Raw genomic sequence first — 22,446 nt, forward strand, 5'->3', positions numbered from 1 at the left:
GGGCGCTGAGATCAATCTCAGCGCCCGTTTTATTTAGAAAGTTATTAATTTTTAAAATACGTAGCTTGCAGAAGCTGATAAATACTGGCCACTAGAAGTTCCTTCTTTTTTCAATTCACCATCTACCCAGATCTGAACTTTTAGGGTGGAAGAAGCATTGGTTCCTACTGCATTTACTGCTACATTCGCGTTATAAGCTCCTGCTTCTGATGTTACTTCAGGACTTGTCCACGTCGTTCCGCTAAGGCTTGTTGCTGTTGTAGGATTACCATCAATTCCATACACTGCTACATCAATATCAGCTCCTGAAGAAGCAATGGCTTTAAAAACTACTTTATGACTCTTACCTGCTCCATTCACATTGTTATCATCATCATCTTTACTACAAGAGGTTACAAACCCGAATAACATGGTTGCCAACAATACAAAAAATGTACCTCTCAACAGTTGACTCATTCCCGCTTTTTTCATAATCTTTTTGTTTAAAATTTAGTTACTTTATTTAATATTCTATGATTAGTGATTCTGTACCTGCAAAGCTATTGGAGTCATTAAACTTTATCAATCCTGAAAAATGTGTAATTTTTTCTACCTAAATTCAGGTATTTTCTATGCTAAAATTTTTAATTAAATTGAACAGTTAAAAATATATTCTACAGAACTGATTATCTAATGAAGAGATTACTTATCCTGTTAAACATATTGCTGTCCTTTAGTTTACAATCACAGCAAATAACTCCGCTCAATGAGAAACCTTATTTGGACAGTTTACAAAATATAGTAAAAACCAATTCTTCCGGAGCTTCAAAGTCCAATGCCTACTTTATCTTATCAAATTATTATAGAAATATTGATTCTCTTTTAAGCAAAAAGTATCTGGAAAGTGGAAAAGCATTCATTAAGGGTAATCCTCTTCTTTCCGCAAAATATGACTATTACAAAGCCCAGTATTATCTGGACCGAAACAAAGAGAAAGCCGGAATCTCCTATCAACAGGCAATTAAAGCACTATCCAAGATTAAAAATGAGGAATCGGATCTTCTTCAGGCTTCAGCATGGTATAGTTATGGAGTAACACAGAAAGATAAAGAAGGCTATCCTTTTTTGGTGAAGACAATTCTTGAAAAAAGTATTCCGTTGGCTAAAAAATATGAAAACAGCAGAAACCTCGGATTTTTATATACTCAATTTGCTGTAATTCTTACTTACAATACTGAACTTAAAAAGTCCGAAGATTACAACAACAAAGCATTGGAAATTCTCGAAAAACACTTCCCTAATTCTTCCGAGTTATTTTTCACATACCTAAACTTTGCCAATAATTATTGCTATCAGGCTAAAGGAGATGAAGCCAAAAAGTTTTTGGATAAAGCTGAAACTCTAATCAATCCTTATCCGGAATCTTCAATCAATGCTTTTTATTATTATAGTAAAACACTTTATTATATTACCAGACAAAAAAATTTAGAGGCGCTCCCTGTTATTGAAAAGGGAATCTTTTATACAAAAAAATTCAATCAGAGCCTATTGGCACAGATGTTTTATTTCAACAAATATGACATCCTGAGAAAGTTAAAAAGATATGATGAGGCTAAAAATGTTCTGGAAGATATTTTAACAGAAAAATCTCTTGCCCTTGATCTTAGAAACAGAAAAACCATTTATAAGCAGCTTTCTACGTTGAATGAGGAAATGGGAAATTCTAAAGAAGCTTTAGCATGGGAACAAAAATATTCTAAGCTTAATGATAGTCTGAATACTGAGAATGTAAATCTTGAAATCAATAAAATTGAATCTAAGTTTAATACTGCAGAAAAAGAAAGAAAAATAGCAACCTTAAATGCTGAAAAAAACCAGAAAGATCTTGAAGTTAGCAAGAAAAACTTTTACTTATGGATGCTAAGTCTTGTCTTACTGCTCCTTATAAGTCTTCTGATCTTCCTTTTTATCATCTTTAGAAAAAATAAAAAGATATCTGTACAAAGGATCAATGAGATTAAACAAAAAGAAAAACTCTCATTAACCAAGGCAATTCTGGATGGAGAGGAAAGAGAAAGAGAACGTATTGCAAGGGATCTTCACGATGGTTTAGGCGGAATGCTGGCGGGGGTAAAGATTAACTTTTCAACCTGGTCTGCCAATCATTTGGATGCTGAAAAGGATAAAGAATTTTATAAGATTCTGGGGCAGTTGGACAATTCTGTGAGTGAACTTCGGCATGTTGCAAGAAACCTAATGCCTGAGTCATTGCTTAATTTTGGTTTGGAAACAGCAATCAATGATCTCTGTGAATTTTATACCCGAAAAGATCTTGAAATTGACTTTCAGGCCATCAATATTGAAAAGAATCTGCCTTTAAACATTCAACTCAATATCTACAGGATTGTTCAGGAATTATTAGCCAATGCCATAAAGCATGCTGAAGCTGCCAATATTTTACTGCAGTGTTCTCAATCAGGAAAGAACTTCTTCATTACTATTGAGGACAACGGAAAAGGCTTTGAAAATAATGCGGAGCAAAAGGCTAAAAGCATGGGACTTCGGAACCTAAGAAACAGGGTTGATTACCTGAAAGGAAACATGGAGATCAGTTCGGACAATCAAGGGACAACAATTAACATAGAACTCAATATAGATGGAGAATGAAAGAATAAATATTGTTATTGTAGATGATCACCCTATTGTCATCGAAGGAGTAAAAATGATGCTGAACAGCCAGCCTTTTATCAATATAGTGGAGACTTTTACTTCCGGCTCTGAAATAATCAGTTTTATAAAATCTAACAAGGTAGATATTATTCTTCTTGACATTACTTTACCGGATGCCAATGGTACAGAATTGTGCAGGGAAATTAAAAAAATAAGCCCTAGTATTTCTGTCATTATGTTCAGTAATCGTTCTGAAAGAAGTATCATCATGCAATCTATCCAAAATGGAGCCAGTGGTTATCTTTTGAAAAACACCTCAATACATGAACTGATCGTATGCATCGAAGGTGCATTATCAGGCGATATTGTTTTCTGTAATGAAACGAAAGAGATCATTAGCCGGCCTTCTCAAAACGAACTGCAAATTCCAAGACTGACTAAAAGGGAAAAACAAATTCTGCAATTGGTAGCCCGGGGCAAAACAAGTAATATGATTGCGGAAGAGTTATTTTTAAGCCCACTTACCATAGATACTCACCGTAAAAATCTGTTACAGAAATTTCAAGCAAAAAATTCTACGGAACTTGTTAGCTATGCCATACAGTTTCATATGATTGAAGAATAAAAAAACCGCTCACAGAGCGGTTTTTATTTATATAAAAATATTTTAATTTAAGGTTCTAAGAAACTGAAATCGATTGATGCAACTGCTACACCTTTTCCTTTTTTCTTATCAGTTTTTACGATTTCTCCATCTATCCAAAGATTAATAATAAGCTCTGCATTATCATCCGGTAACGTTGCGTTAGCATCCAGGTTTAATTGTGCCTGACTAGAGTTTACCCATACATCACCACTTGTCCAAGGGGATGTTACAGGAGATGCTGTAGTATTGTAAATGGTATTTTGGGTGGTACCTACCTGTGTTACAACAGATATGATTTTCCCTCCTCCGGTTGTTTTCACTTCAAATTGAACCATATGATCCTGAAATTCTTCATCGTCATCCTTTTTACAGGAATTCAAAACAGTGATTGCAGAAAATAATAAAACGAATAAAAAAGAAAGTCTAAGTAAACTTTTTGAATTGTAAAATTGCTTCATTTCTCCAAATAGATTTTTTAATGTTTCAAATATAAGTTTTTTATTAATATAAAAATAATTTTTATAAAAAATTTCCAATAAAGATTTACAAATAATATCAAATTGATAAAAAACAAAATCAAATTATAAAATCCAATAATACAATTCAAATAACCAATTCTTACACATAAAATAACCGGATATACGTTTAAATAGTGAAAGCCGAAAATAGGTCTTTAGATTTCAATGGCTCACTCCTTTGTATCCTTAGCCTTTTTTATGATTAAAATTGACTATTATATGAATAGCAAAAGTTAGGATTTACAATGTAATTTATTAATTATATTTGCTGTATGAATTTAGATTACATAGTAAGAGAGCCGGAAAATATTACCTCTACTACTCCTATACTTTTTATGCTTCATGGCTACGGCAGCAATGAGCAGGACCTTTTCAGCTTTAGAGAAACGCTTCCGAATGATTGGATCATCGTCAGCTTCAGAGCTCCGAGAGATACGCAGTTTGAAGGATATTCTTGGTTTGATATTAATTTCAATGAACCTGAGAACTTTATGGATGTTCCCCAAGCTAAAGAATCTTTAAATTCTGCATTGGAAAGTATACTAAAAGTGATCAATCATTATGGACTTACTGAAAGCAATGTGCACTTGTGCGGATTCAGTCAGGGAGGAATATTATGCTATGCTCTGGCACTTAAATATCCCGAACTGTTTAATAAAATAGCCTGTATGAGTTCTTATCCTGAAGAAAAAATTCTGGATGGTATTGTAAAGGATAAAAAGAAACTGGAAAGACTTCGATTCTTTGTATCTCATGGTACAGATGATGCTGTTATTCCACTTGAATGGGGAAGAAAAGCGGCTGATCTGTTGTATGATCTAAGCTGCTATTTCACTTTCAGAGAATATATGAGCGGACATGGTGTCAATCAGAAAAACTACATGGATTTAATGGAATTCTTCTCTAAATAGACTAGAATCAATTTCAAATAAATTCAACAAATACCACTACATCATTGTAGTTTATACAAACATTCCTGTATTTGGAATGTTTTTTTATTACAATAAAGATAAATTCAGTAAATTCAGTAAATGAAACCACGGCTCTTTTTACTGGGATTACTTTTATGCATTTTTGCCCATGCCCAGAACTCCTTTGAGTTAATTAATACAAAAAAAGCAGTTATCCCTTTTCAGTTTATCAACAACCTGATCTTTATCCCTATTAATGTAAATGGTGCAGAGCTTACCTTTCTATTGGATACCGGAGTAGCAGAAACCATTCTCTTCAGCCTGGAGAATAAAGACCTTAAACTTGGAAACGTTGAAAAGATAAAATTTTCAGGTCTTGGTGGAAGTTTAAGCATCGACGGTTTAAAGTCTGATCGCAATACCGGACGAATTGGAAGTGTCCTTGTAAACACTTCAATGTCTCTTTATGTGATTATTGATGAAGAATTCAATATTTCATCCCACGTAGGAATTCCTGTAAACGGAGTTATAGGCTACCATTTCTTCAAGGATCATCCTATTTTCATAGATTATATTTCAAAAAAAATTACAGTTTATGAAAACACAGATCTTTTAAAAAAGAAAATCAGAAAATTTGAAGAACTCCCAATCACCATTGAAAGAGACAAACCTTATCTTTATGCCGGTGTGGAAATGACCAGTGAAAAAAAGGATTCAAAGCTATTAATTGACCTTGGAAACAGTGATGCTATATGGCTCTTCCCTACTCTCATCAAAAACTTCGTGTACAACCGACCTAATATTGACGATTTCCTTGGCCGGGGATTCAATGGAGATATTTATGGCAAAAGAAGTAGAATTCATAACTTTTATCTTGGAGATTTTAAATTTGAAAAACCGCTTACCGCAATGCCTGATGAATTTTCTATTCAGCATGTAAATCTGGTAGAAAACAGAAAAGGTTCCATTGGTGGAGAAATTACACGTCGGTTTACAGTTATTTTTGATTATCCCAACAAAAAACTATATTTGAGGAAAAACAGAAACTTTAATGATCCTTTTCATTTTAATATGAGTGGATTAGATTTCAAACAGGATGGTCTGGAATGGAAGCAGGACAAAATTAATATTGAAACCCAGAACTTAGCAACTATGGGATCTGAAGGATATAAAAATTCCTTTCAATACAAATTCAGTCTCAAACCTATATTCTCCATTGCTGGGGTAAGAAAAGATTCTCCCGCCTATGAAGCTGGTCTACAAAAAGATGACAGAATTATCAGTATCAATGGGAACAGATCTTCAGATATGACCCTGGAAAAAATCATAGAACTTATGAAATCTGATGAAGGACGAAGTATTATTATGGTTATTGAAAGAAAAAACAAAGAGCTTACTTTACGTTTCACTTTAGAAGACCCAATACCCTATCAAGAATAGAATATGAAAACCGAAGAAACCACCTTAGACAGAATAAGAACCCGACCGAGATTTAAGATGTTTACCCATCTCACGAAAGAAGAATATGCAGAGAATCTTAAGAAATATCTCGTAGAACATAAAGATGAATTTTCTGGTAATATCAACAAAGAAGTTGCTACCATTTGGGTAGAAACAGAATATGATAATTACTGGAAACCCCGCCTTGCCCTAAGAGTTGAAATGGAGGATGATGACATTGCAATACGCGGAGTATTTGGTCCCAGCTCTGCGGTTTGGACGTTTTTCATGTTTCTTTACTTCTCCTTTTCTATTCTTTGGATGACCTTTTTCACCATGTACTATGTAGAAAAGCAAATAAAAAGCGCTGAATACCCTTGGGCACTGAGCGCTTCTTTTGTTATGTTATTTTTTATTCTTCTTACCTATCTCGCTGCAAGATTCGGGCAGCATAAAGGGAAAGATGAAATGCTTAAATTAAGACGGTTTGCTGAAGAATCTACTTTACAATTTGAAAAGAAGATTATTTAGACAGCGTATCTGTAGGTCTTTCGTTTGGAACTGGTGTCGCCATAGCTCTTGCTGTTTTAATGGAATCGGCTACTTTTTCTCTATTAGCCTGTTCTTTCAGCATTTTTGAAACATCCGGTTCCAATAGCTTCGTAAGTTCTTCCACTGAAATGTTATTGGCATTGGGATCATCCAGAAGTTTCTTCCAAGGTCTTCTTCCCCCCCAGTTATAATCACCAAAGACCATTACTGCTGTACCTTTTGCCTTTGTGGTGGCACCACCAGGATTCAGGATCCAAGTATCAGCATAGGAATATAACCATTGTGCATCTTTTCTTAGTAATCGCAGGCAAGAATGGGAAGCCGGATATCCGGGAAGAGTATATTCATGCCATCCAATACCTCCTATGTTGTGGATATTAAAGTTGTAAGGAAGCTTCCATTCAGTGCTTACTGTGGAAATAGATAATTTCTTTTTCCAGTTGGCAAATGTAAGCCCTCTCGTCGTCTGTGCTGTTTTCTTCCCCATACTCGTTGGCCCCCATTTAACAAGGCTTCCGTTGGAGTATACACCATACGCCTGAATAGGATATGAGAATATTACAAATTTTTTCACGCCACTTAGTACATCCAATTGCATTGGAAATGGTGAATAAGCCATTAATGTAGTATCTATTTTAGCAGGAACTACCAATGTATCAGCATTCCATTTGCTTTTAGAATCTAGCCTATTTAGGGCTAAAATAGCTGTGCGCTCTTTCTCATCATACTTCTTGCTGAACTCTGCATATACTGAGTCCCTCATTTTTTTATCTTTTGGAAGTACAAATGCATTATAAAAGCCATTTTCCTGCATAACAGGTGGAGCAGATTCTTTTTTCACCACAGGAACAGAATCTTTCTTTATAGAATCTTTTTCTGCTTCCGGAATCTCAGAGGCAGAAACAGTATCTTTAAAAGTATCACTTATTTTTTCTATTTCTTTCTTACAGGAAACAAGAAATACTGCACATAAGCAAGCATATAGAAATGATTTTTTCACAAGTATGTTCTTCATAAATAAATTAGGTCATTTAGTTTGGCTACCCAGTACAAATATCAGACCTAAAATCGAATCCCAAAAGACATTCTGAAAAATACCGTAAAAAAACGGTGGTAAAGGAGGTTTCCTAAAGCAGTTTATTAGTTTTAGCGTAAGATAATGCCTCTGCAATATTATTAACTCCAATTTTTTCAAAAAGCTTTTTACGATGAAATTTTACTGTATCTGCCGTAATAAAAAGCTTAGCCCCTATTTCATTGATTGTTAACCCACTAGCATATAAGCTTAAAATTTCATATTCTCTGGAAGACAATTTTATTTTTTCGCTTTTCTCCCATTTTTCTGCTGTCAGGTCATATTTCCAAATATCATTGGAGCCTTCCTTGCTAAGCATTACATTTCCTGAAGAGCTATTATTAGAAAGGGATACAGCACACAAAGCTTTCCAAACCTGCCCCTCTTCTGTAAGAAACATTGGAGTAAGCTTATGATTAACAAGCACAAGGTTCTTTTTACTGTTGATAAGATAAAAATCATAGGAAATAGAATACAGCTTTCTCTCTTCTATCGGAGTTTTGTCAAAAAATTCAAATCCTACTTCATTAATTTTAATGAGCATTTCTACATCCTCAGATTTTACATTTTGAAAATAGAAAACATAGCCCAACTCTTTTACTTCCTCCGAGGTTTTGCCACACAGAAAAAGAGGATTTTCCGATACATATTCAAATCCCTTGGTTTGATAATTGATGACATACAGACTTTGATATGTGGTTCTTGCAAGTGCCTTTATAGCCTCCAGATAATCTCCGGACTGGCTGAAATCAATATCGGCATCTTTGCTGATCTCATTTTTATCATTAAAAAACCTTTTAATTCTTTCCATCTTTTCTTAAAAACATCTACTTACTACCCTAAAGGATAGTTTTCGATTTAATACTACAAATCTACACAAAAGTGTAGCGACTTTCAAAATGGCGTGATATAGATTTGCAAACGATTTGCATGATTGTATCTTTTGTTAAAATACCACCTAGGGTGAGTATAAAAACAAGTACATACAGGCTTATATAACATTGTCATCAATAACCATGATATAAAGAAGCTGCCCAAACAATTCGGTCTAAAAAAGTTGACTCGTCAAATGAAGTTTTTATCGTAAATAACTCAGACAACGACACCTAATTCAGACAAAAATATTAAATGACATTGACCGAATGTAAAGCAGTTCAAAAAGATCAGCCTTTTAATCAGCATAAATCTCTGCTTAGAAACACACACTGATCTACACCCTATCACAGACTATTATTATTTATTATTACTGTCTCATTGACAGTAATTTTTTTTGCTTTATATTATACAAGAAGATCTCCCCTACAATCCATAGAAATAAATCTCTTTTTATGACTCTTTATGGATGATTTGAATGAATCTGTAATAAAAAAATGTCCAAAGGGCAAGCCACGGAAAGTTCGCAATCAGAAAAAATAGAATGTCTTCTCCATTGATTTTTTGTCCTTCAGTAATCATAAAGAAATAATAGATGATGAAAAGAATTGGAAGAAAGAACCAACACAGAGCTGTTTTTATTTTGCTCTGACACGATTTTAAAAGAGAAAACAGACTGCTAAATGAGGCTATACTTAGAAATAAAATCCAAATAATTACAAGACCATAAGCCAAACCACTCATATCGCAATTTCTCGGATGTTCTCCCTCTTCGGGTTTAGTCAGGTTCATAAACACAATGAGAAGAACAGCTGAAACAACCGTTGAAAAAAACCAGGTCTTCAATATTGACAATAATATGAACTTCTTTTTTGACATCAAATTCTGCTTTAAATGCTAAAGTAATAATAACTTTTCAGTTTTACAAAACCCTCCTCCATTCATTTCTAGATTGATATTTAATAATTTGTTAAAGATACCATGTACATATTATCTATAATTTTGACAAAATATCAGTTATCATGTTATACATCATTATGGTAGTTGTACTACAGGCACTCATCACCCTCTCTTTATTATTATCTCTCATCAAAAACAGAGAATCTGTCCTGAATATGCTGTTATTGTATATCGGAGTGGTTGCACTGGACATGGGATATGAATATTTCATTATTCAAAGATTCGGCTATGAGTCTGTTTTATATGAAATTCCGGGAAGTCTGCGTGTTTTTAAAGGTCTCATTTTCCTGTATATTACCACTTATTTAATTCAGGCAAAATGGAGAGATAAGCTTAAGTATTTGATTTTCCCACTCACGTTAGTAGTTTTTCATCACGCAATTGCTCTGACTGCAAAAATCTTTGATCTGTCTTGGGCAAATATGATCATAAAATCTTACCAGGTTTATTTTATTTACTATAGCTATTATTGGATTGCTTGTCTTGTTATCTGTATTTATTTTCTAACAAAATACCGTAAAAATATCATCCATCCCATGTCCCGTAATTTCCGTTATCTGGTTTGCTATGTATTATTGGGAGTATTGGTTTTTTGGGCTGTTTATCAATTGGGCTGGAATACACTGATTTATCAGAAAATCTATAGCCTGCTATTCCTTTTCCAGTTTGGATGGATTTTGTACGTTTATATTTTAACGCACCAGTACAAGCTGCTGGGACAGCAGAATACTCTTCACCTTTCTGCCCCTAAAGAAACCTATCAGTATAAAGATCTTTCAAAAATAGATTTTGATACTGTACAAAATGCCATTGTCTCTTTTTATCAGGAAAGTCATATTTATCTGGATGAAGAATTTACATTGGATCTGCTTTCCAGCCATTTAAAAATAAGTAAGGCCAATTTAAGCATTACCTTTAATAAACACCTCAATACCAATTTCCACGAATATACCAACAGAAACCGTATTCAGCATTTTAAACAGATATTATCGGAGGATCCATCTGCCAGTGTCATTGATCTTGCTTTTCAATGTGGATTTAAATCCAAATCTACTTTTTATAAATATTTTAAAAAGGAATTTGACTGTCTTCCTTCTCAACTTATTCACTAAGTTACAATTATTTAATATTAGTAATTGTCTGATTTACAACACAGTTCACTTCAGACTCTAAAGAAATGGTAGTCTGAAATTTAAATGAACTAAAACTTTTTGGTGACCTGACATCTTTGCAAAAAATTTCACTAAGATGTCACGAGAAAGTCTTTTTCTAACAAAAGCAGCATTTTTTCTTTTGGGTCCTTTGGCCTTTGCACAGAGCTCAGTTCACGGAACTGTAGTAGACAATCAGGGAAACCTTCCTAATGCTTTGGTTTATATCGAAAACAGTGGGCAAAAGGTTACTTCCGACACTGATGGATCTTTTGTTCTGAATAATGTTCATGATGGAAGTTACCAACTTGTTGTAGAATACAAAGGGTATGACACGGTTTATATTCCTTTCAATGTTACAGACAAAAAGGAAGTAGACCTTGGATTGGTTAAGTTCGGAACTAAACTTAAAGAAAACAACATTCAGGAAGTAGTTGTTACCAGTGTCTACAAAGCTTCGCAGGCCAGAGCGATTACCATGAAGAAAAATTCCAATACCATCACAGAAGTGCTCTCTGCGGATGCCATTGGAAAGCTTCCGGATCGTAATGCTGCTGATGCAGTACAACGGATGCAGGGAGTATCTATTGAGCGTGATATGGGAGAAGGACGCTTTGTAGCAGTAAGAGGTACTCCTATACAATGGACCGCTTCTACTCTAAATGGCAACAGAATGCCAAGTGCAAGTGGCGATAATGCCAACCGTGGTGTACAAATGGATATCTTCCCCTCAGAACTCATTCAGAATGTTCGTTTATCTAAAGCCTTAACTCCTGATCTGGATGGAGATGCTATTGGTGGCAATGTAGATTTCATTACCAAAACTTCTCCCAATAAAGAAACCTTGGCAATCAGTATGTCTTCCGGATACGTTAATATGTCGAAAGCCCCAACATATAACTCTTCAATTGTCTACGGAAACAAGATTACCAATAAACTAAAATTTATTAGTTCTGCAGTTATCTGGGAGCGTTCTACTGCCCTAGATCAGATGAGAAATATTTTCAACTACGGATTGAAAGACAAAACAGCCTCCTACTCTATCAATCAACTGCAGCTTCGTGATTATCTTGCCAACCGAAGAACACTTGGACTTAATTTAGGCTTTGATTATGAGATAAACAGCAGAAATAAACTCTATTTTAAAGGTTTATACAGCCAATACAAAGATGGGCAATCGGTAAGGGAAACCTATTTTAATTTTGATAATAAAAATGTAACCCTTCAGGCTCGTCATGCGGATTATCTTACAGACCTCTATTCTATGCAGGTAGGTGGAAATCATCAGGTGGGGCAACGTCTTGAAGTAAACTGGTCGTTATCCAAAGCCCGTTCAGAGTTCAGATTCAATTCCCCGGAGAACCTTGATAAAAATGAAAGAGGCTATCCTATGGTGAATTTTGTACAACCTATGACCTATGGGGGACTTTCCACTGATGGAAGAAAATATATGGCTATGGATGCTCCTGATGGCATTGGAGATACCGGAAGCTATACTTTACCTTATAACCAGCAAATGATAGCAGCGGATAAATTAAGATTAAATCAAATTATCCTAAGCCAAAATCATAACAGTGAAACAGACCTTAGAGGGCAAATGGATTTAAAATATAAAGTATCTGATAACTTTGAACTTAAATTCGGAACAAAATATAACAATAAAAATAAAATTGTCGACAGCTCTTTACTGGTATGGATGCCTAAATCGTCTCTTGGAGTCCCCGGAGCTCCTATAACCTATATGAACCAGCTTGAACGTGAAGCATTCCCTTACAGAGGTGGTTTTATGAACCCTCTTGGAAATCCTTATAATTCGGCTATCATTGATCAGATTACCAATGGACAGATCGATCAAATGTACCATCCAACAACACAGAATAACTTAGGTTTGATGCAGGTAAGTAGTAAAGACAGCAGTTCCAATATCACAAGTTCTTATCGAGGTACCGAAAATGTATGGGCTGCTTACATGATGGGAACCTGGAGAGTAAATGATCAGCTTCAGGTATTGGGAGGTTTCAGAAATGAATACAATGACATTACATTCTGGGGTAAAAAAGTAGTTTCAGACAAGAATAGTAAAACAGAAGAGATCAAGGATAGTAAAACCTACAATGTCCTGCTTCCTATGGTCAATATGAAATGGAATATCAGCAATGACCGTATTCTAAGACTGGCTTACACCCGCTCTTTTGCAAGACCAGATTTCAACGATCTGAATCCAGGGACTATCGTAAACGATATTACCAACACCATCACCCAGGGAAATACTAAACTAGATCCTACATTTTCCAACAACTTTGACCTTATGTTTGAGAACTACTTTGGAAAGTTGGATCTGATTACAGCAGGAGTATTCTACAAAGACATCACCAATCTCATTTATAAAGATCAGTCCGTAATAGATACTGGAGGCAGAACCTATACTTTCACCTCTCCTAAAAATCTGGAAGCAGCAAAATTGTTTGGTTTTGAGTTTGGAATCTCCAAGCGCTTTGAAAATCTGCCAGGATTTTTGAAAAATATAGGCTTTGAAGGGAATTACACCTATATCTCTTCCAAAATGAATATGCCAATCTATGAAAACGGTCAGCAGATCGGAACCATGTCCACTACAATTCCTAATCAGGCTAAACATATCTTTAACACCATATTATTTTATGAGACCAGTAAATTTATGCTTCGTGCTGCCGGGAATTATAAAGGGAACTATGTAAGTGAGATCAGGGCTGCTGCCGGTGCAGATCATTATCAATATTTCGATAAAAACTTTACCGTGGATCTTTCTACCTCATACAGCATTTCAAAGAAAGTTCGACTGTTTTTAGAGCTTAATAATATTTTCAATGAACCCAACCGCTACTATATGGGAGTAAAAGACCGTGTAGAAAATATTTCCTACTCAGGAATGCGAGGGCAAATGGGATTCACCTACAACTTTTAATCAAAAATTTTATTCATCAATGAAAAAGTATATATACGGAGCTGCATTTTGTATGACAGCATTAGTACAGGCCCAAAACCAATGTCAGAATCCAAAGATCAATCAATTGCAGATTGTGGGAACGCATAATTCATATGCTCAACCGGTAGATCCCAAAGTTTTGGATATGGTGAACCCAATCATTAGCGGAATGATGCAAAAATATGACAGCATGATGTCCGAAGAACAAAAAGCTAAATTCAAAGAGTATCACCCCAACGGGATGGATCTAAAAGAAGGGTTAAATTATAACCATCCTGATTTTATAGAACAGCTGAATGCCAATCTCCGTGGTCTGGAAATAGACGTTTATTATGATCCGGAAGGCAACAGGTTCAGCCACCCTGCCTCCTATGAAGTTTTAAAAGCAAAAAAAGTAACGGATTTAGCTCCTTTTAATACTAAAGGATTGGACCAGCCAGGATTTAAAGTATTGCATATGGCTGATATTGATTTCAGAACCCATTACCCTACTTTAAAAGATGCGCTTACTACCCTTCGTACATGGTCAGATCAACATCCTGGACACACTCCTATCTTTATGATGATTGAAGCAAAAGATTCAGGATTTCCTATTCTTGAAAACAGTACAAAGGTTTTACCATTCGACAAAAAGGCTTATGATGACTTGGATGCAGAAATTATAAAGTATCTCGGAAAAGATAAGATCATCACTCCAAAAGAAGTCCAAGGAAAATACAGCACATTAAAAGAAGCCGTTATCCATAACAATTGGCCAACATTGAATGAGAGCAAGGGGAAATTCATTTTTATGTTGTTACCTGGAAGTGCAGGTACCTTATCTTCTAAAAACAATCCTTACCTTATAGATGGTTCTCTAAAAGAAAGAATAATGTTTTTGAACAGTGAACCAGAGGACTCCTTTGCCGGATTCATATTGCGGGATAATGCCATTGTAAGACAAAAAGAGATTCAGGATCTGGTAAAGCAGGGTTATATGGTGAGAACAAGGTCAGACATTGAGACCTATGAAGCCAAGAAAAATGATTTCACCCGCGCTAAAGCAGCTTTCAGCAGTGGTGCCCAGGTTATTTCCACAGATTTTTTCCGGACAGGAAATACCTATGGTACTCCTTACTTCGTGCAACCACCTCAGGGGGAAAGTTATCTTAACAATCCGATCAATACTTCATGTAAATAATTTACCACCCGGCTCTGTTTCAGAACCGGGTGTGTTATCATTAAGATTCCTTATATTCTTTACAGTAAATCATCTTTCTTTTTTACAAGCTTATGATATACAAAAGCTATAGAAATAGAACGTATGATATAAACAAAAAAAAGTCTTCTATTTCTAGAAGACTTCTTGCGATCCGGACGGGACTCGAACCCGCGACCTCCGCCGTGACAGGGCGGCATTCTAACCAGCTGAACTACCGGATCAATTTTTTTAAAGTAAATTGACAAAACTTATGCGATCCGGACGGGACTCGAACCCGCGACCTCCGCCGTGACAGGGCGGCATTCTAACCAGCTGAACTACCGGATCAATTTTTTAAAGAAATTGATAAAACTTCTGCGATCCGGACGGGACTCGAACCCGCGACCTCCGCCGTGACAGGGCGGCATTCTAACCAACTGAACTACCGGATCTGATTTGTTAAAGAACTTCGTTTCTTTTTCGTGGTTGCAAAATTACACCTTTTTTTATTACCCGCAAATTATTTTCAAAAAAAAAGCCTCCCAATAACGGAAGGCGTTCATTATCACAATAGTTTTTTTTATAAGTGAGCGCTTAATTTCTCAGCGATTACCTCTTTTGGAGCTACACCTACTAACTTATCTACTACCTCTCCGTTCTTAAAAATAAGAACAGTAGGAATATTTCTGATACCATACTGCATTGAAATTTCCTGGTTGTTGTCTACATCCACTTTTCCTACTACTGCTTTTCCTTCAAAATCTGAAGCAACTTCTTCGATGATTGGTCCCAAAGTTCTACAAGGTCCGCACCACACTGCCCAGAAGTCAACTAATACTGGTTTGTCTGATTTTAAAACTGTATCCTGGAATGAGCTGTCTGTAATTTCTAAAGCCATTTTGTTTCTTTTATTTTAATTAATATTATTTTCTTGTTTTTCCCTTTGTTGAGTCTTCAAAATTACAATTTTTACATCATAAGACTATCTATGCTCAACATTAGTTTTTTCTATAGTGTAATCACTTGAAATTTCCTTTAGAGCATTCGCCAATGCGTCAATTTCTGCCTTTGTAGTCATATGGCTAAAAGAAATACGTAATGGAGTACAATGATCCATTTCATCTTCAGAAAGCACCATCATCATAACCATTGACGGTTTAGATGCGCCAGAAGAGCATGCACTTCCCTGAGAAATTGCAATCCCTTTCATATCCAACTGAAGGCCGATCAAAGGATTTTTGTATGGAAGCAATGCGCTTAAAACACTGTCAACACTATGATCCATTTCTCCACTTCTTCCATTGAATTTAATATGAGGAACCTCTGCAGATAATTTTTCGATAGCGTATTCTTTAATTTCTCTGATATGGGCAGCATAAGCCTCCATATTGTTGATGCAAAGCTCTAAAGCCTTACCTAAACCTACGATACCGGCAACATTTTCAGTTCCAGCTCTCAAGCTTCTTTCCTGAGGTCCACCAGTAATAATTCCTTTCAAACCGGTAGCTTTTCTAATAAAAGCAAAACCTACTCCTTTTGGACCATGAAACTTATGAGCACTGCAAGAAGCAAAATCTACAAGGATATCTGAAAAATCAAATTCCATGTGAGCCATAGTCTTTACAGTATCGGAATGATAAAGAGCATTATTCGCTTTGCATAATGCAGCAATTTTTTTAATATCAACGATATTTCCAATCTCATTATTGGCATGCATTAAGCTTACCAACGTCTTTTTATCTGAAGCTTTTAAGAGTTCTTCTAATTTATTCAGGTCAATATCTCCTTTCTCATTAGGACGGATGTAGTTTACTTCTACCCCTTTTCTGCTTTTCATGTCCAAAATACTTTCAGAAACACATTTGTGTTCTAAAGGAGAGCTTATGATCCTTTCTACCCCTAGATGTTCTACTGAGGATTTGATGATCATATTATTGGATTCTGTTCCGCAAGATGTGAAAATGATCTCAGCAGGAGTTACATGAAGATAGTCTGCAACCTGTCTTCTTACATTTTCAATAAGGATTTTTGCTTCCTGGCCAAAACTGTGGGTTGAAGACGGATTTCCGAAGTTCATCTTCATTGTACCAATCATTGCATCTATAACTTCATCTGCAAGCGGAGTGGTTGCGGCATTATCTAAATATATTTTATCCATTATTATTTTGAATATTTTAATTCTACGGAGGTAAACTGGTAATCTGCAGGAACAGCAAAAAGAAACCAAGGATTAGAAAGCACCTGAATTTCCATTCCACCGGATGGTTCTCCTGCCGGAACTTCTACATATAGGACATTATCCTTTACAGAAATGCTTTTAATTTCACTAATGGTATGGCTTCCTGATCTGAAACTTCCCAAATTATATAAAACAACTTTTTTATTTTTAGGGAATTTTGGATAGTTGATGGCAGATTCTTTTCCTTCTTCTACAAAGTTAAAGCCCCCCTTTACAACAGCAAGGAACTCTTTTTCATCCTTAATGATTCTAAAGCCACTTTCCTTTGCTCCGCCTTGAGATTCAGAGGCAATAAGTTCTGCGTTTTTCTGCATATCAGGCGATTTTTGTTGAGATGATGTTGCACTGGTACAGCTCATAAGCAGGGCTGTCAATGCAATTAACAGGCTTTTCATTTTTTACACTTTTATCACCCAAAATTAGTGAAAAAATTGGTAATGTCCCTCATTTGCCCATTTCAACATTGGCTTATCTCCGGAAGTATCACCAAATGCGATAATTTTATCATATCTAGAATCATTGATTTCTTCCTTTATTCTGACTAGTTTTTCCTTTCCGTTACAATTTTTACCGATAAAATTTCCTGTGAAAACACCGTTTTTAAACTCTGCACGCGTAGAAACAAGCTGCATTTTCAGTTTCTCGGCAAAAGGTTTTACCCAGATATCTAATGAGGCTGTTACTAATAAACTCTGTGTATTATTCCTATCGATATTTTGTATAAAGTCTAAGGCATTTTCTCTTACAATCTTAGGGTAGTGTTGCTCAAAAAATTGCTTAGACTTTAGCTCAATTTTTTCCTGGGTCTGTCCCTTTAGGATAGATCCGATAAAACTTTTCTTTACTTTTTCTGTTTCTGCCAATTTAAGCTTTAACAGGATAAAGAGAGGAACGTGTCTTAAAAATTGTATTCTATATTTTGTAGAATCATAGAATTTAAGATACATAAACATGGTATCCTTATACGTCAGGGTTCCGTCAAAATCAAAACAATACAATTTTTTCATTTTTAAAGCTTTAACTTTTTAAATATAAATTCAGGAATATTCCTGATAATCATCATAATAATACTCCAAATCGGCAAGACATATGCTACATCTTTTTGCTTATTAAAAGCTTTATAAATGCAGGCTGCTGCTTGTTTGGGAGTGGCTGTCAACTTAGGATTCAAAGGTAATCCTTCTGTCATTTTGGTAGCCATAAATCCTGGTTTTATTGTCAGAACATGTACTTTTTTACTAAAAAGATAGTTTCTCAAACCACTCAGATATGCTGTAAAAGCAGCCTTTGCACTTCCATAAATAAAGTTACTCTGTCTACCTCTATCTCCTGCCACTGATGAAAGACCGATGATTGTTCCCGACCTTCTGCTTTCAAATTTATGAGCAAAATAATTCATTAACGGAATCAGCTTGGAGTAATTGATATTAATAATACGCTCTGTATTCTTATTATCATACAAACCCTCCTCTGTTCCATCACCTAAATATCCTACGGCACAAAATAATACATTTGAATTGATATTATCAAATCTATTGTAATCAATTTCTTTCATCAGATCCAGTTCTATGACTTCCGACTGCTGTAGAAACTTTACATCAATATGTCTTGCAAATCTTTCTGTAGTTTCTTTATTTGAGGTAAATAGATAGATTTTTTCAAACTTTTCTCCTTCCTGAAGTGTTTTTTCCACAAATGCTTGTGCTACTTCAGATGTACTTCCCAGAACTATCATTATGAGTTATTATTTATGATTCTTTTGTGCTGTAAAGACACAAATTTAGGACTTTGAATATTTTTCAGGTAATTGGTCAATGATGATCTACTCATACTGTCCTTGGTAAGATAAATTCTTCCACCAAACTCCTGTACGATGCTGTCTAATTGATCCACCAGTTTCTTTAGTTTTGAATTCACTTTAAAGTCAAGTGCCAATGTATATCCTTCAACCGGGAATGAGTTGTAAGCTTCCGGATTATGTTTTCCAAAAAGCTTTAAAACCGCCAGGAATGAACCATTTCCACTATTGGCTATTGTTTCGAGAATTTTTTTCATTCCCTCTTTTCCTGCTTCTTTAGGAATAACCATCTGATACTGTATAAATCCTGATTTTCCATAGATTTTATTCCATTCATTAATGGCATCCAAAGGATAGAAGAACGTTTCATAATCGATAAAGTTCTTCACCTCTTTTTTAGATTGTTTTTTATAGTACAGCCAGTTGAAGATTTTCACCGTCAATGCATTCAATACAAATCCAGGAAAATAGAACGGAATTGTTGGTTGTAATTTTTCCTTTAATCTTAAAGGAGTTTTTGCCATATTTTGTGGCAATTCATGTTGAAAGGCGTGCTCACCTCTCATCAGAATACTTCTTCCGATATTTTTTCCTTTTTGAAGACAATCAATCCATGCTACCGTATACGTCCAGCTTTCGCTTTCATCAAACAGTTTAAAGATCTCATCCAGATTTTCTGCTTTAATACTTTCCTGACGAATGTATGCAGATTCTATGTTTTTAAGCTTAAATTTTGCAGTAAGAATAATTCCTGTAAGTCCCATTCCACCAATGGTAGCCCAAAATTTTCCAGAATTTTCTTCTCTTGAACAGGTAATAATTTCCCCGTTTTCAGTCATTAATTTAAATTCAATAACATATTCTGAAAAGCAGCCCTCTGCATGATGGTTTTTTCCATGAACATCAGAAGCAATGGCTCCACCTACGGAAATAAATTTTGTTCCCGGGGTTACATAAAGAAAATACCCTTGTGGAACTGATATTTCAAGTACATCCGAAAGTAAGACTCCGGATTCGCACTCTATAATTCCGTTTAAGCGGTCAAAACTGATGAATTTATTTAATTTTTTGGTAGAAAATATGGTCTCTCCCAACGAAGCATCTCCATAGCATCTTCCGTTTCCTCTTGCGATAACTTCATTGTGATTGAGTACAAACTCTTTTATTTTTTTGAAGCTGTCTTCAGATCTCATTTCTTTTTCCACTACCGGGAAATTGCCCCAGTTTGTAACTTTCTGTGTGAAATTCGGCTTCATTTCTTAAAGTAAATTTGAATTAAAAATGCGGCAACCCAAAGTAATAGGGTAACCTGTATATAACGATCTCTATACACAATTTTTGTGGGAGATTCTGTTCTGTTGTAAACAAGTGTCTGTTGCAGGTACCTCAAAAGGGCAAAAACTACAAAAACCACTGTGTAGAAAACTCTTTCATGGAATCTTGCCTGAACTTCCGGTGACAGGGTAAACATCAGGTAACATACGATAGCAAGCGTTATGGAAATAGACAGCGCAATATCTGCAAACTGAACATTATATCCATCTAATGCTTTTCTTGTTTTTCCTGAAACCTGAGCGTTAATAAGTTCTCCTCTCCTTTTTCCAATGGCAAGCACCAAAGCTAATACAAACGTAAGCAAGATCGCCCATTGCGAAATACTAATCCCGGTAATATAACCACCCGCAAGAACTCGTAATACAAACCCTATGGCAATGATAAAGATATCAATAATCGGAACATGTTTCAACCTGAATGTATAGGCTAGATTCATCACTACATAAAAAGCGATGATGGTACCGAACTTCCATAAAAACTGATGGAAATAAAGCTGAGCAATGAACACAAGGGCAATGTCTGCGATGACAAGCCCGATGAGAATTCCTATTGCCTTAGATTTTGAGATTGCACCACTTGCTAATGGACGTCTTCTCTTCTCAGGATGCTTTCTATCTGCTTCAATATCATTATAATCATTCAGGATATAAACGACACTCGCAGCTAACGAAAAGATAATAAAAGCAAAGATACTTTTGGCAAGGAGTTCTACATTGGTAATGTTACCAGAAAAGAATAGAGGGACAAATACAAAAAGGTTTTTCACCCATTGCTCCACACGGAGCAGTTTAAAATATTTCTTCATTTATGTTATTTCAATTGCAAAAATAATAAATTCAAAATTACCAGCCTAAAAATACAAAAAAAACCGCCGAAGCGGTCTTTTACGAAAATATTTATATGTTAAATTAATTACTGCCCTTGCTTGGCATCGTTAATCATTTTTTCATTTGCAGTAATAGCGAATTCAACTCTTCTGTTTTTAGCTCTTCCTTCGTCTGTATCATTGCTTGCAACTGGCATGTTTTTACCTTCACCTTTTGTGAACATTCTGCTTCCAGCAATTCCTTTTCCTACTAAATACACTTTTACAGCATCTGCTCTTCTTTGAGAAAGGGCTACGTTGTAAGCATCTTTACCAACGCTGTCTGTGTGACCATAGATGTTGATATTAGTATCAGGGTTGTTAATCAATACCTGAGCTAGTTTTTCAAGGTTACCTTGAGCTACAGAAGTAAGGTTTGAAGAGTCAAAAGCAAAGTTTACAATACTTTCATTCATTGTAACTTTGATACCATCTCCTACTCTTTCTACTTGAGCACCTGGTAAAGTTTCTTTAATATCTTTAGCCTGCTTATCCATTTTGTTACCGATAACGTTACCTGCAACACCACCGATAATACCTCCTAATACGGCACCAATAGCACCATTTCCACCTCTACCTACATTGTTTCCAAGGATGCCTCCTAATACGGCTCCTGATGCAACACCTACAGCGGTACCTCTTTGTTGGTGATTTGAATTTTGAACGGCTTCACAACTTGTCAATAATAATGCTGATGACAAGAATAGAGCTCCTACGTATGTTTTAGTAAATTTCATTTTTTTATCTTTTATGTTGTTAAATTATTTCATTCCAGCTCTTTCAAAGTTGTAAACAACTTTTACGCTTCCATTTTCAAATGGAACGTCTTGCTGAAGAGAGAATTGATCTGTACTTTGGTTGATTACTGTTAAAGTATAACCTGCAGTATTTTGTTTTGCTTTTGTACCCTCCATAATTTTTTTAAACATAAACGTATCACCGTTTTTTATTTCAAATTTGATAGGCTGTGTAATAGCTGGGCAGCTTCCACCTCCATTCAAGGTATAAGCACCTGTCCAGTTATTAGGGATCAGTCTCCAGTGGCTTCCTACGAAACACTGAGCATCGGCACCTTCGTCAAAAGGTTTAATTTTATATCCTTTTTCGTAATCTACGCTCACAATCTGCCAATCTCCTTTTAATTTAAGAAATTCAGCTTTTTGATTTTGAGCTGTAGCTGCGTTATTCACAGAGGAACAAGACACTGCAAAAAGTGATGTTCCTAACATCCCTGCAAGTAGTAACTTTTTCATTTTGTTGTTTATTATTTTGTTACAATAAAGTTACAA

The 22,446-nt window shown here is 35.4% G+C and carries 22 protein-coding genes and 3 tRNA genes; 8 read left to right on the forward strand and 17 right to left on the reverse strand.

Annotated elements, in window-relative coordinates; translation table 11 throughout:
• Positions 1-51 precede the first annotated feature (51 nt).
• A complete protein-coding gene (locus C1638_RS09745; protein WP_109620418.1) occupies positions 52-471 on the reverse strand; it encodes a hypothetical protein in 420 nt (139 codons plus the stop codon).
• A 201-nt stretch (positions 472-672) separates the two neighbouring features.
• On the opposite strand from C1638_RS09745, the gene C1638_RS09750 reads away from it, so the two are divergent.
• Positions 673-2,646, forward strand: a complete 1,974-nt coding sequence (locus tag C1638_RS09750; protein ID WP_109620420.1) for an ATP-binding protein — start codon at positions 673-675, stop codon at positions 2,644-2,646.
• Positions 2,636-3,274, forward strand: a complete 639-nt coding sequence (locus C1638_RS09755) for a response regulator transcription factor (RefSeq protein ID WP_109620422.1) — start codon at positions 2,636-2,638, stop codon at positions 3,272-3,274. The genes C1638_RS09750 and C1638_RS09755 overlap by 11 nt, the downstream gene beginning before the upstream one ends.
• Positions 3,275-3,321: 47 nt before the next feature.
• Here the strand turns inward: C1638_RS09755 and C1638_RS09760 are convergent, their stop codons facing one another.
• Positions 3,322-3,753 carry a hypothetical protein gene (locus tag C1638_RS09760; protein ID WP_228428105.1) on the reverse strand — a complete coding sequence of 144 codons (432 nt, stop codon included), beginning with the start codon at positions 3,751-3,753 and terminating at the stop codon, positions 3,322-3,324.
• 332 nt (positions 3,754-4,085) lie between these two features.
• Between C1638_RS09760 and C1638_RS09765 the strand changes: the two genes are divergently transcribed.
• The 3 genes from C1638_RS09765 to C1638_RS09775 all read left to right on the forward strand — a co-directional run bounded on the left by C1638_RS09765 (position 4,086) and on the right by C1638_RS09775 (position 6,695).
• Positions 4,086-4,724, forward strand: a complete 639-nt coding sequence (locus C1638_RS09765; protein WP_109620425.1) for an alpha/beta hydrolase — start codon at positions 4,086-4,088, stop codon at positions 4,722-4,724.
• Positions 4,725-4,844: 120 nt separating this feature from the next.
• Positions 4,845-6,164, forward strand: a complete 1,320-nt coding sequence (locus tag C1638_RS09770) for a PDZ domain-containing protein (RefSeq protein ID WP_109620427.1) — start codon at positions 4,845-4,847, stop codon at positions 6,162-6,164.
• Positions 6,165-6,167: 3 nt separating this feature from the next.
• On the forward strand, positions 6,168-6,695 hold the full coding sequence (locus tag C1638_RS09775; protein WP_109620429.1) for a hypothetical protein: 528 nt from the start codon (positions 6,168-6,170) through the stop codon (positions 6,693-6,695).
• On the opposite strand, the gene C1638_RS09780 is transcribed toward C1638_RS09775, so the two are convergent.
• The 3 genes from C1638_RS09780 to C1638_RS09790 form a co-directional block, all read right to left on the reverse strand.
• The gene (locus C1638_RS09780) at positions 6,688-7,731 is read right to left on the reverse strand and encodes a L,D-transpeptidase (RefSeq protein ID WP_185140421.1); all 1,044 of its coding nucleotides are present in this window, start codon (positions 7,729-7,731) and stop codon (positions 6,688-6,690) included. The two genes, C1638_RS09775 and C1638_RS09780, sit on opposite strands and share 8 nt — an antisense overlap.
• A 112-nt stretch (positions 7,732-7,843) precedes the next feature.
• Positions 7,844-8,602 carry a response regulator transcription factor gene (locus tag C1638_RS09785; protein ID WP_109620431.1) on the reverse strand — a complete coding sequence of 253 codons (759 nt, stop codon included), beginning with the start codon at positions 8,600-8,602 and terminating at the stop codon, positions 7,844-7,846.
• A gap of 515 nt (positions 8,603-9,117) precedes the next feature.
• Positions 9,118-9,543 (reverse strand): hypothetical protein, encoded by a 426-nt coding sequence (locus C1638_RS09790; protein ID WP_123838364.1) that lies wholly within the window; start codon positions 9,541-9,543, stop codon positions 9,118-9,120.
• Between the two features lie 143 nt (positions 9,544-9,686).
• On the opposite strand from C1638_RS09790, the gene C1638_RS09795 reads away from it, so the two are divergent.
• From C1638_RS09795 to C1638_RS09805, 3 genes are all read left to right on the forward strand, one after another.
• Positions 9,687-10,736 carry an AraC family transcriptional regulator gene (locus C1638_RS09795; RefSeq protein WP_109620435.1) on the forward strand — a complete coding sequence of 350 codons (1,050 nt, stop codon included), beginning with the start codon at positions 9,687-9,689 and terminating at the stop codon, positions 10,734-10,736.
• Positions 10,737-10,872: 136 nt separating this feature from the next.
• Entirely contained in the window at positions 10,873-13,719 is a 2,847-nt protein-coding gene (locus tag C1638_RS09800; RefSeq protein WP_109620437.1) for a TonB-dependent receptor, read from the forward strand.
• Between the two features lie 19 nt (positions 13,720-13,738).
• Positions 13,739-14,920: a phosphatidylinositol-specific phospholipase C domain-containing protein gene (locus C1638_RS09805; RefSeq protein WP_109620439.1), complete on the forward strand. Its 1,182-nt coding sequence runs from the start codon at positions 13,739-13,741 to the stop codon at positions 14,918-14,920.
• Between the two features lie 168 nt (positions 14,921-15,088).
• Here the strand turns inward: C1638_RS09805 and C1638_RS09810 are convergent.
• The 12 genes from C1638_RS09810 to C1638_RS09865 form a co-directional block, all read right to left on the reverse strand.
• Positions 15,089-15,162 (reverse strand) — tRNA-Asp (locus C1638_RS09810).
• A 32-nt stretch (positions 15,163-15,194) separates the two neighbouring features.
• Positions 15,195-15,268: transfer RNA gene (locus C1638_RS09815), tRNA-Asp, on the reverse strand.
• A gap of 30 nt (positions 15,269-15,298) precedes the next feature.
• Positions 15,299-15,372, reverse strand: a tRNA-Asp gene (locus tag C1638_RS09820).
• A 128-nt stretch (positions 15,373-15,500) separates the two neighbouring features.
• The gene (trxA, locus tag C1638_RS09825; protein WP_027374941.1) at positions 15,501-15,818 is read right to left on the reverse strand and encodes a thioredoxin; all 318 of its coding nucleotides are present in this window, start codon (positions 15,816-15,818) and stop codon (positions 15,501-15,503) included.
• Positions 15,819-15,902: 84 nt separating this feature from the next.
• The gene (locus tag C1638_RS09830) at positions 15,903-17,078 is read right to left on the reverse strand and encodes a cysteine desulfurase family protein (protein ID WP_109620441.1); all 1,176 of its coding nucleotides are present in this window, start codon (positions 17,076-17,078) and stop codon (positions 15,903-15,905) included.
• Between the two features lie 2 nt (positions 17,079-17,080).
• Positions 17,081-17,554, reverse strand: a complete 474-nt coding sequence (locus C1638_RS09835; protein WP_109620443.1) for a hypothetical protein — start codon at positions 17,552-17,554, stop codon at positions 17,081-17,083.
• A 24-nt stretch (positions 17,555-17,578) separates the two neighbouring features.
• Positions 17,579-18,166, reverse strand: coding sequence for an HAD family hydrolase (locus tag C1638_RS09840; protein ID WP_109620445.1), 588 nt, complete (start codon positions 18,164-18,166; stop codon positions 17,579-17,581).
• A gap of 2 nt (positions 18,167-18,168) precedes the next feature.
• Positions 18,169-18,894, reverse strand: a complete 726-nt coding sequence (locus tag C1638_RS09845) for an SDR family NAD(P)-dependent oxidoreductase (RefSeq protein WP_109620447.1) — start codon at positions 18,892-18,894, stop codon at positions 18,169-18,171.
• Positions 18,894-20,213 (reverse strand): FAD-binding oxidoreductase, encoded by a 1,320-nt coding sequence (locus tag C1638_RS09850; RefSeq protein WP_109620449.1) that lies wholly within the window; start codon positions 20,211-20,213, stop codon positions 18,894-18,896. Before C1638_RS09850 ends, C1638_RS09845 begins: the two co-directional genes overlap by 1 nt.
• Complete coding sequence (locus tag C1638_RS09855; protein ID WP_076357493.1) at positions 20,210-21,097, reverse strand: decaprenyl-phosphate phosphoribosyltransferase; 888 nt, start codon at positions 21,095-21,097, stop codon at positions 20,210-20,212. The genes C1638_RS09850 and C1638_RS09855 overlap by 4 nt, the downstream gene beginning before the upstream one ends.
• Positions 21,098-21,204: 107 nt before the next feature.
• The gene (locus C1638_RS09860) at positions 21,205-21,894 is read right to left on the reverse strand and encodes a YiaD family glycine zipper/OmpA-like lipoprotein (RefSeq protein WP_109620451.1); all 690 of its coding nucleotides are present in this window, start codon (positions 21,892-21,894) and stop codon (positions 21,205-21,207) included.
• Positions 21,895-21,918: 24 nt separating this feature from the next.
• On the reverse strand, positions 21,919-22,410 hold the full coding sequence (locus tag C1638_RS09865) for a lipocalin family protein (RefSeq protein WP_076357488.1): 492 nt from the start codon (positions 22,408-22,410) through the stop codon (positions 21,919-21,921).
• Positions 22,411-22,446: the final 36 nt, after the last annotated feature.

Source organism: Chryseobacterium oncorhynchi (assembly GCF_002899895.1).
Taxonomy (GTDB): domain Bacteria; phylum Bacteroidota; class Bacteroidia; order Flavobacteriales; family Weeksellaceae; genus Chryseobacterium; species Chryseobacterium oncorhynchi.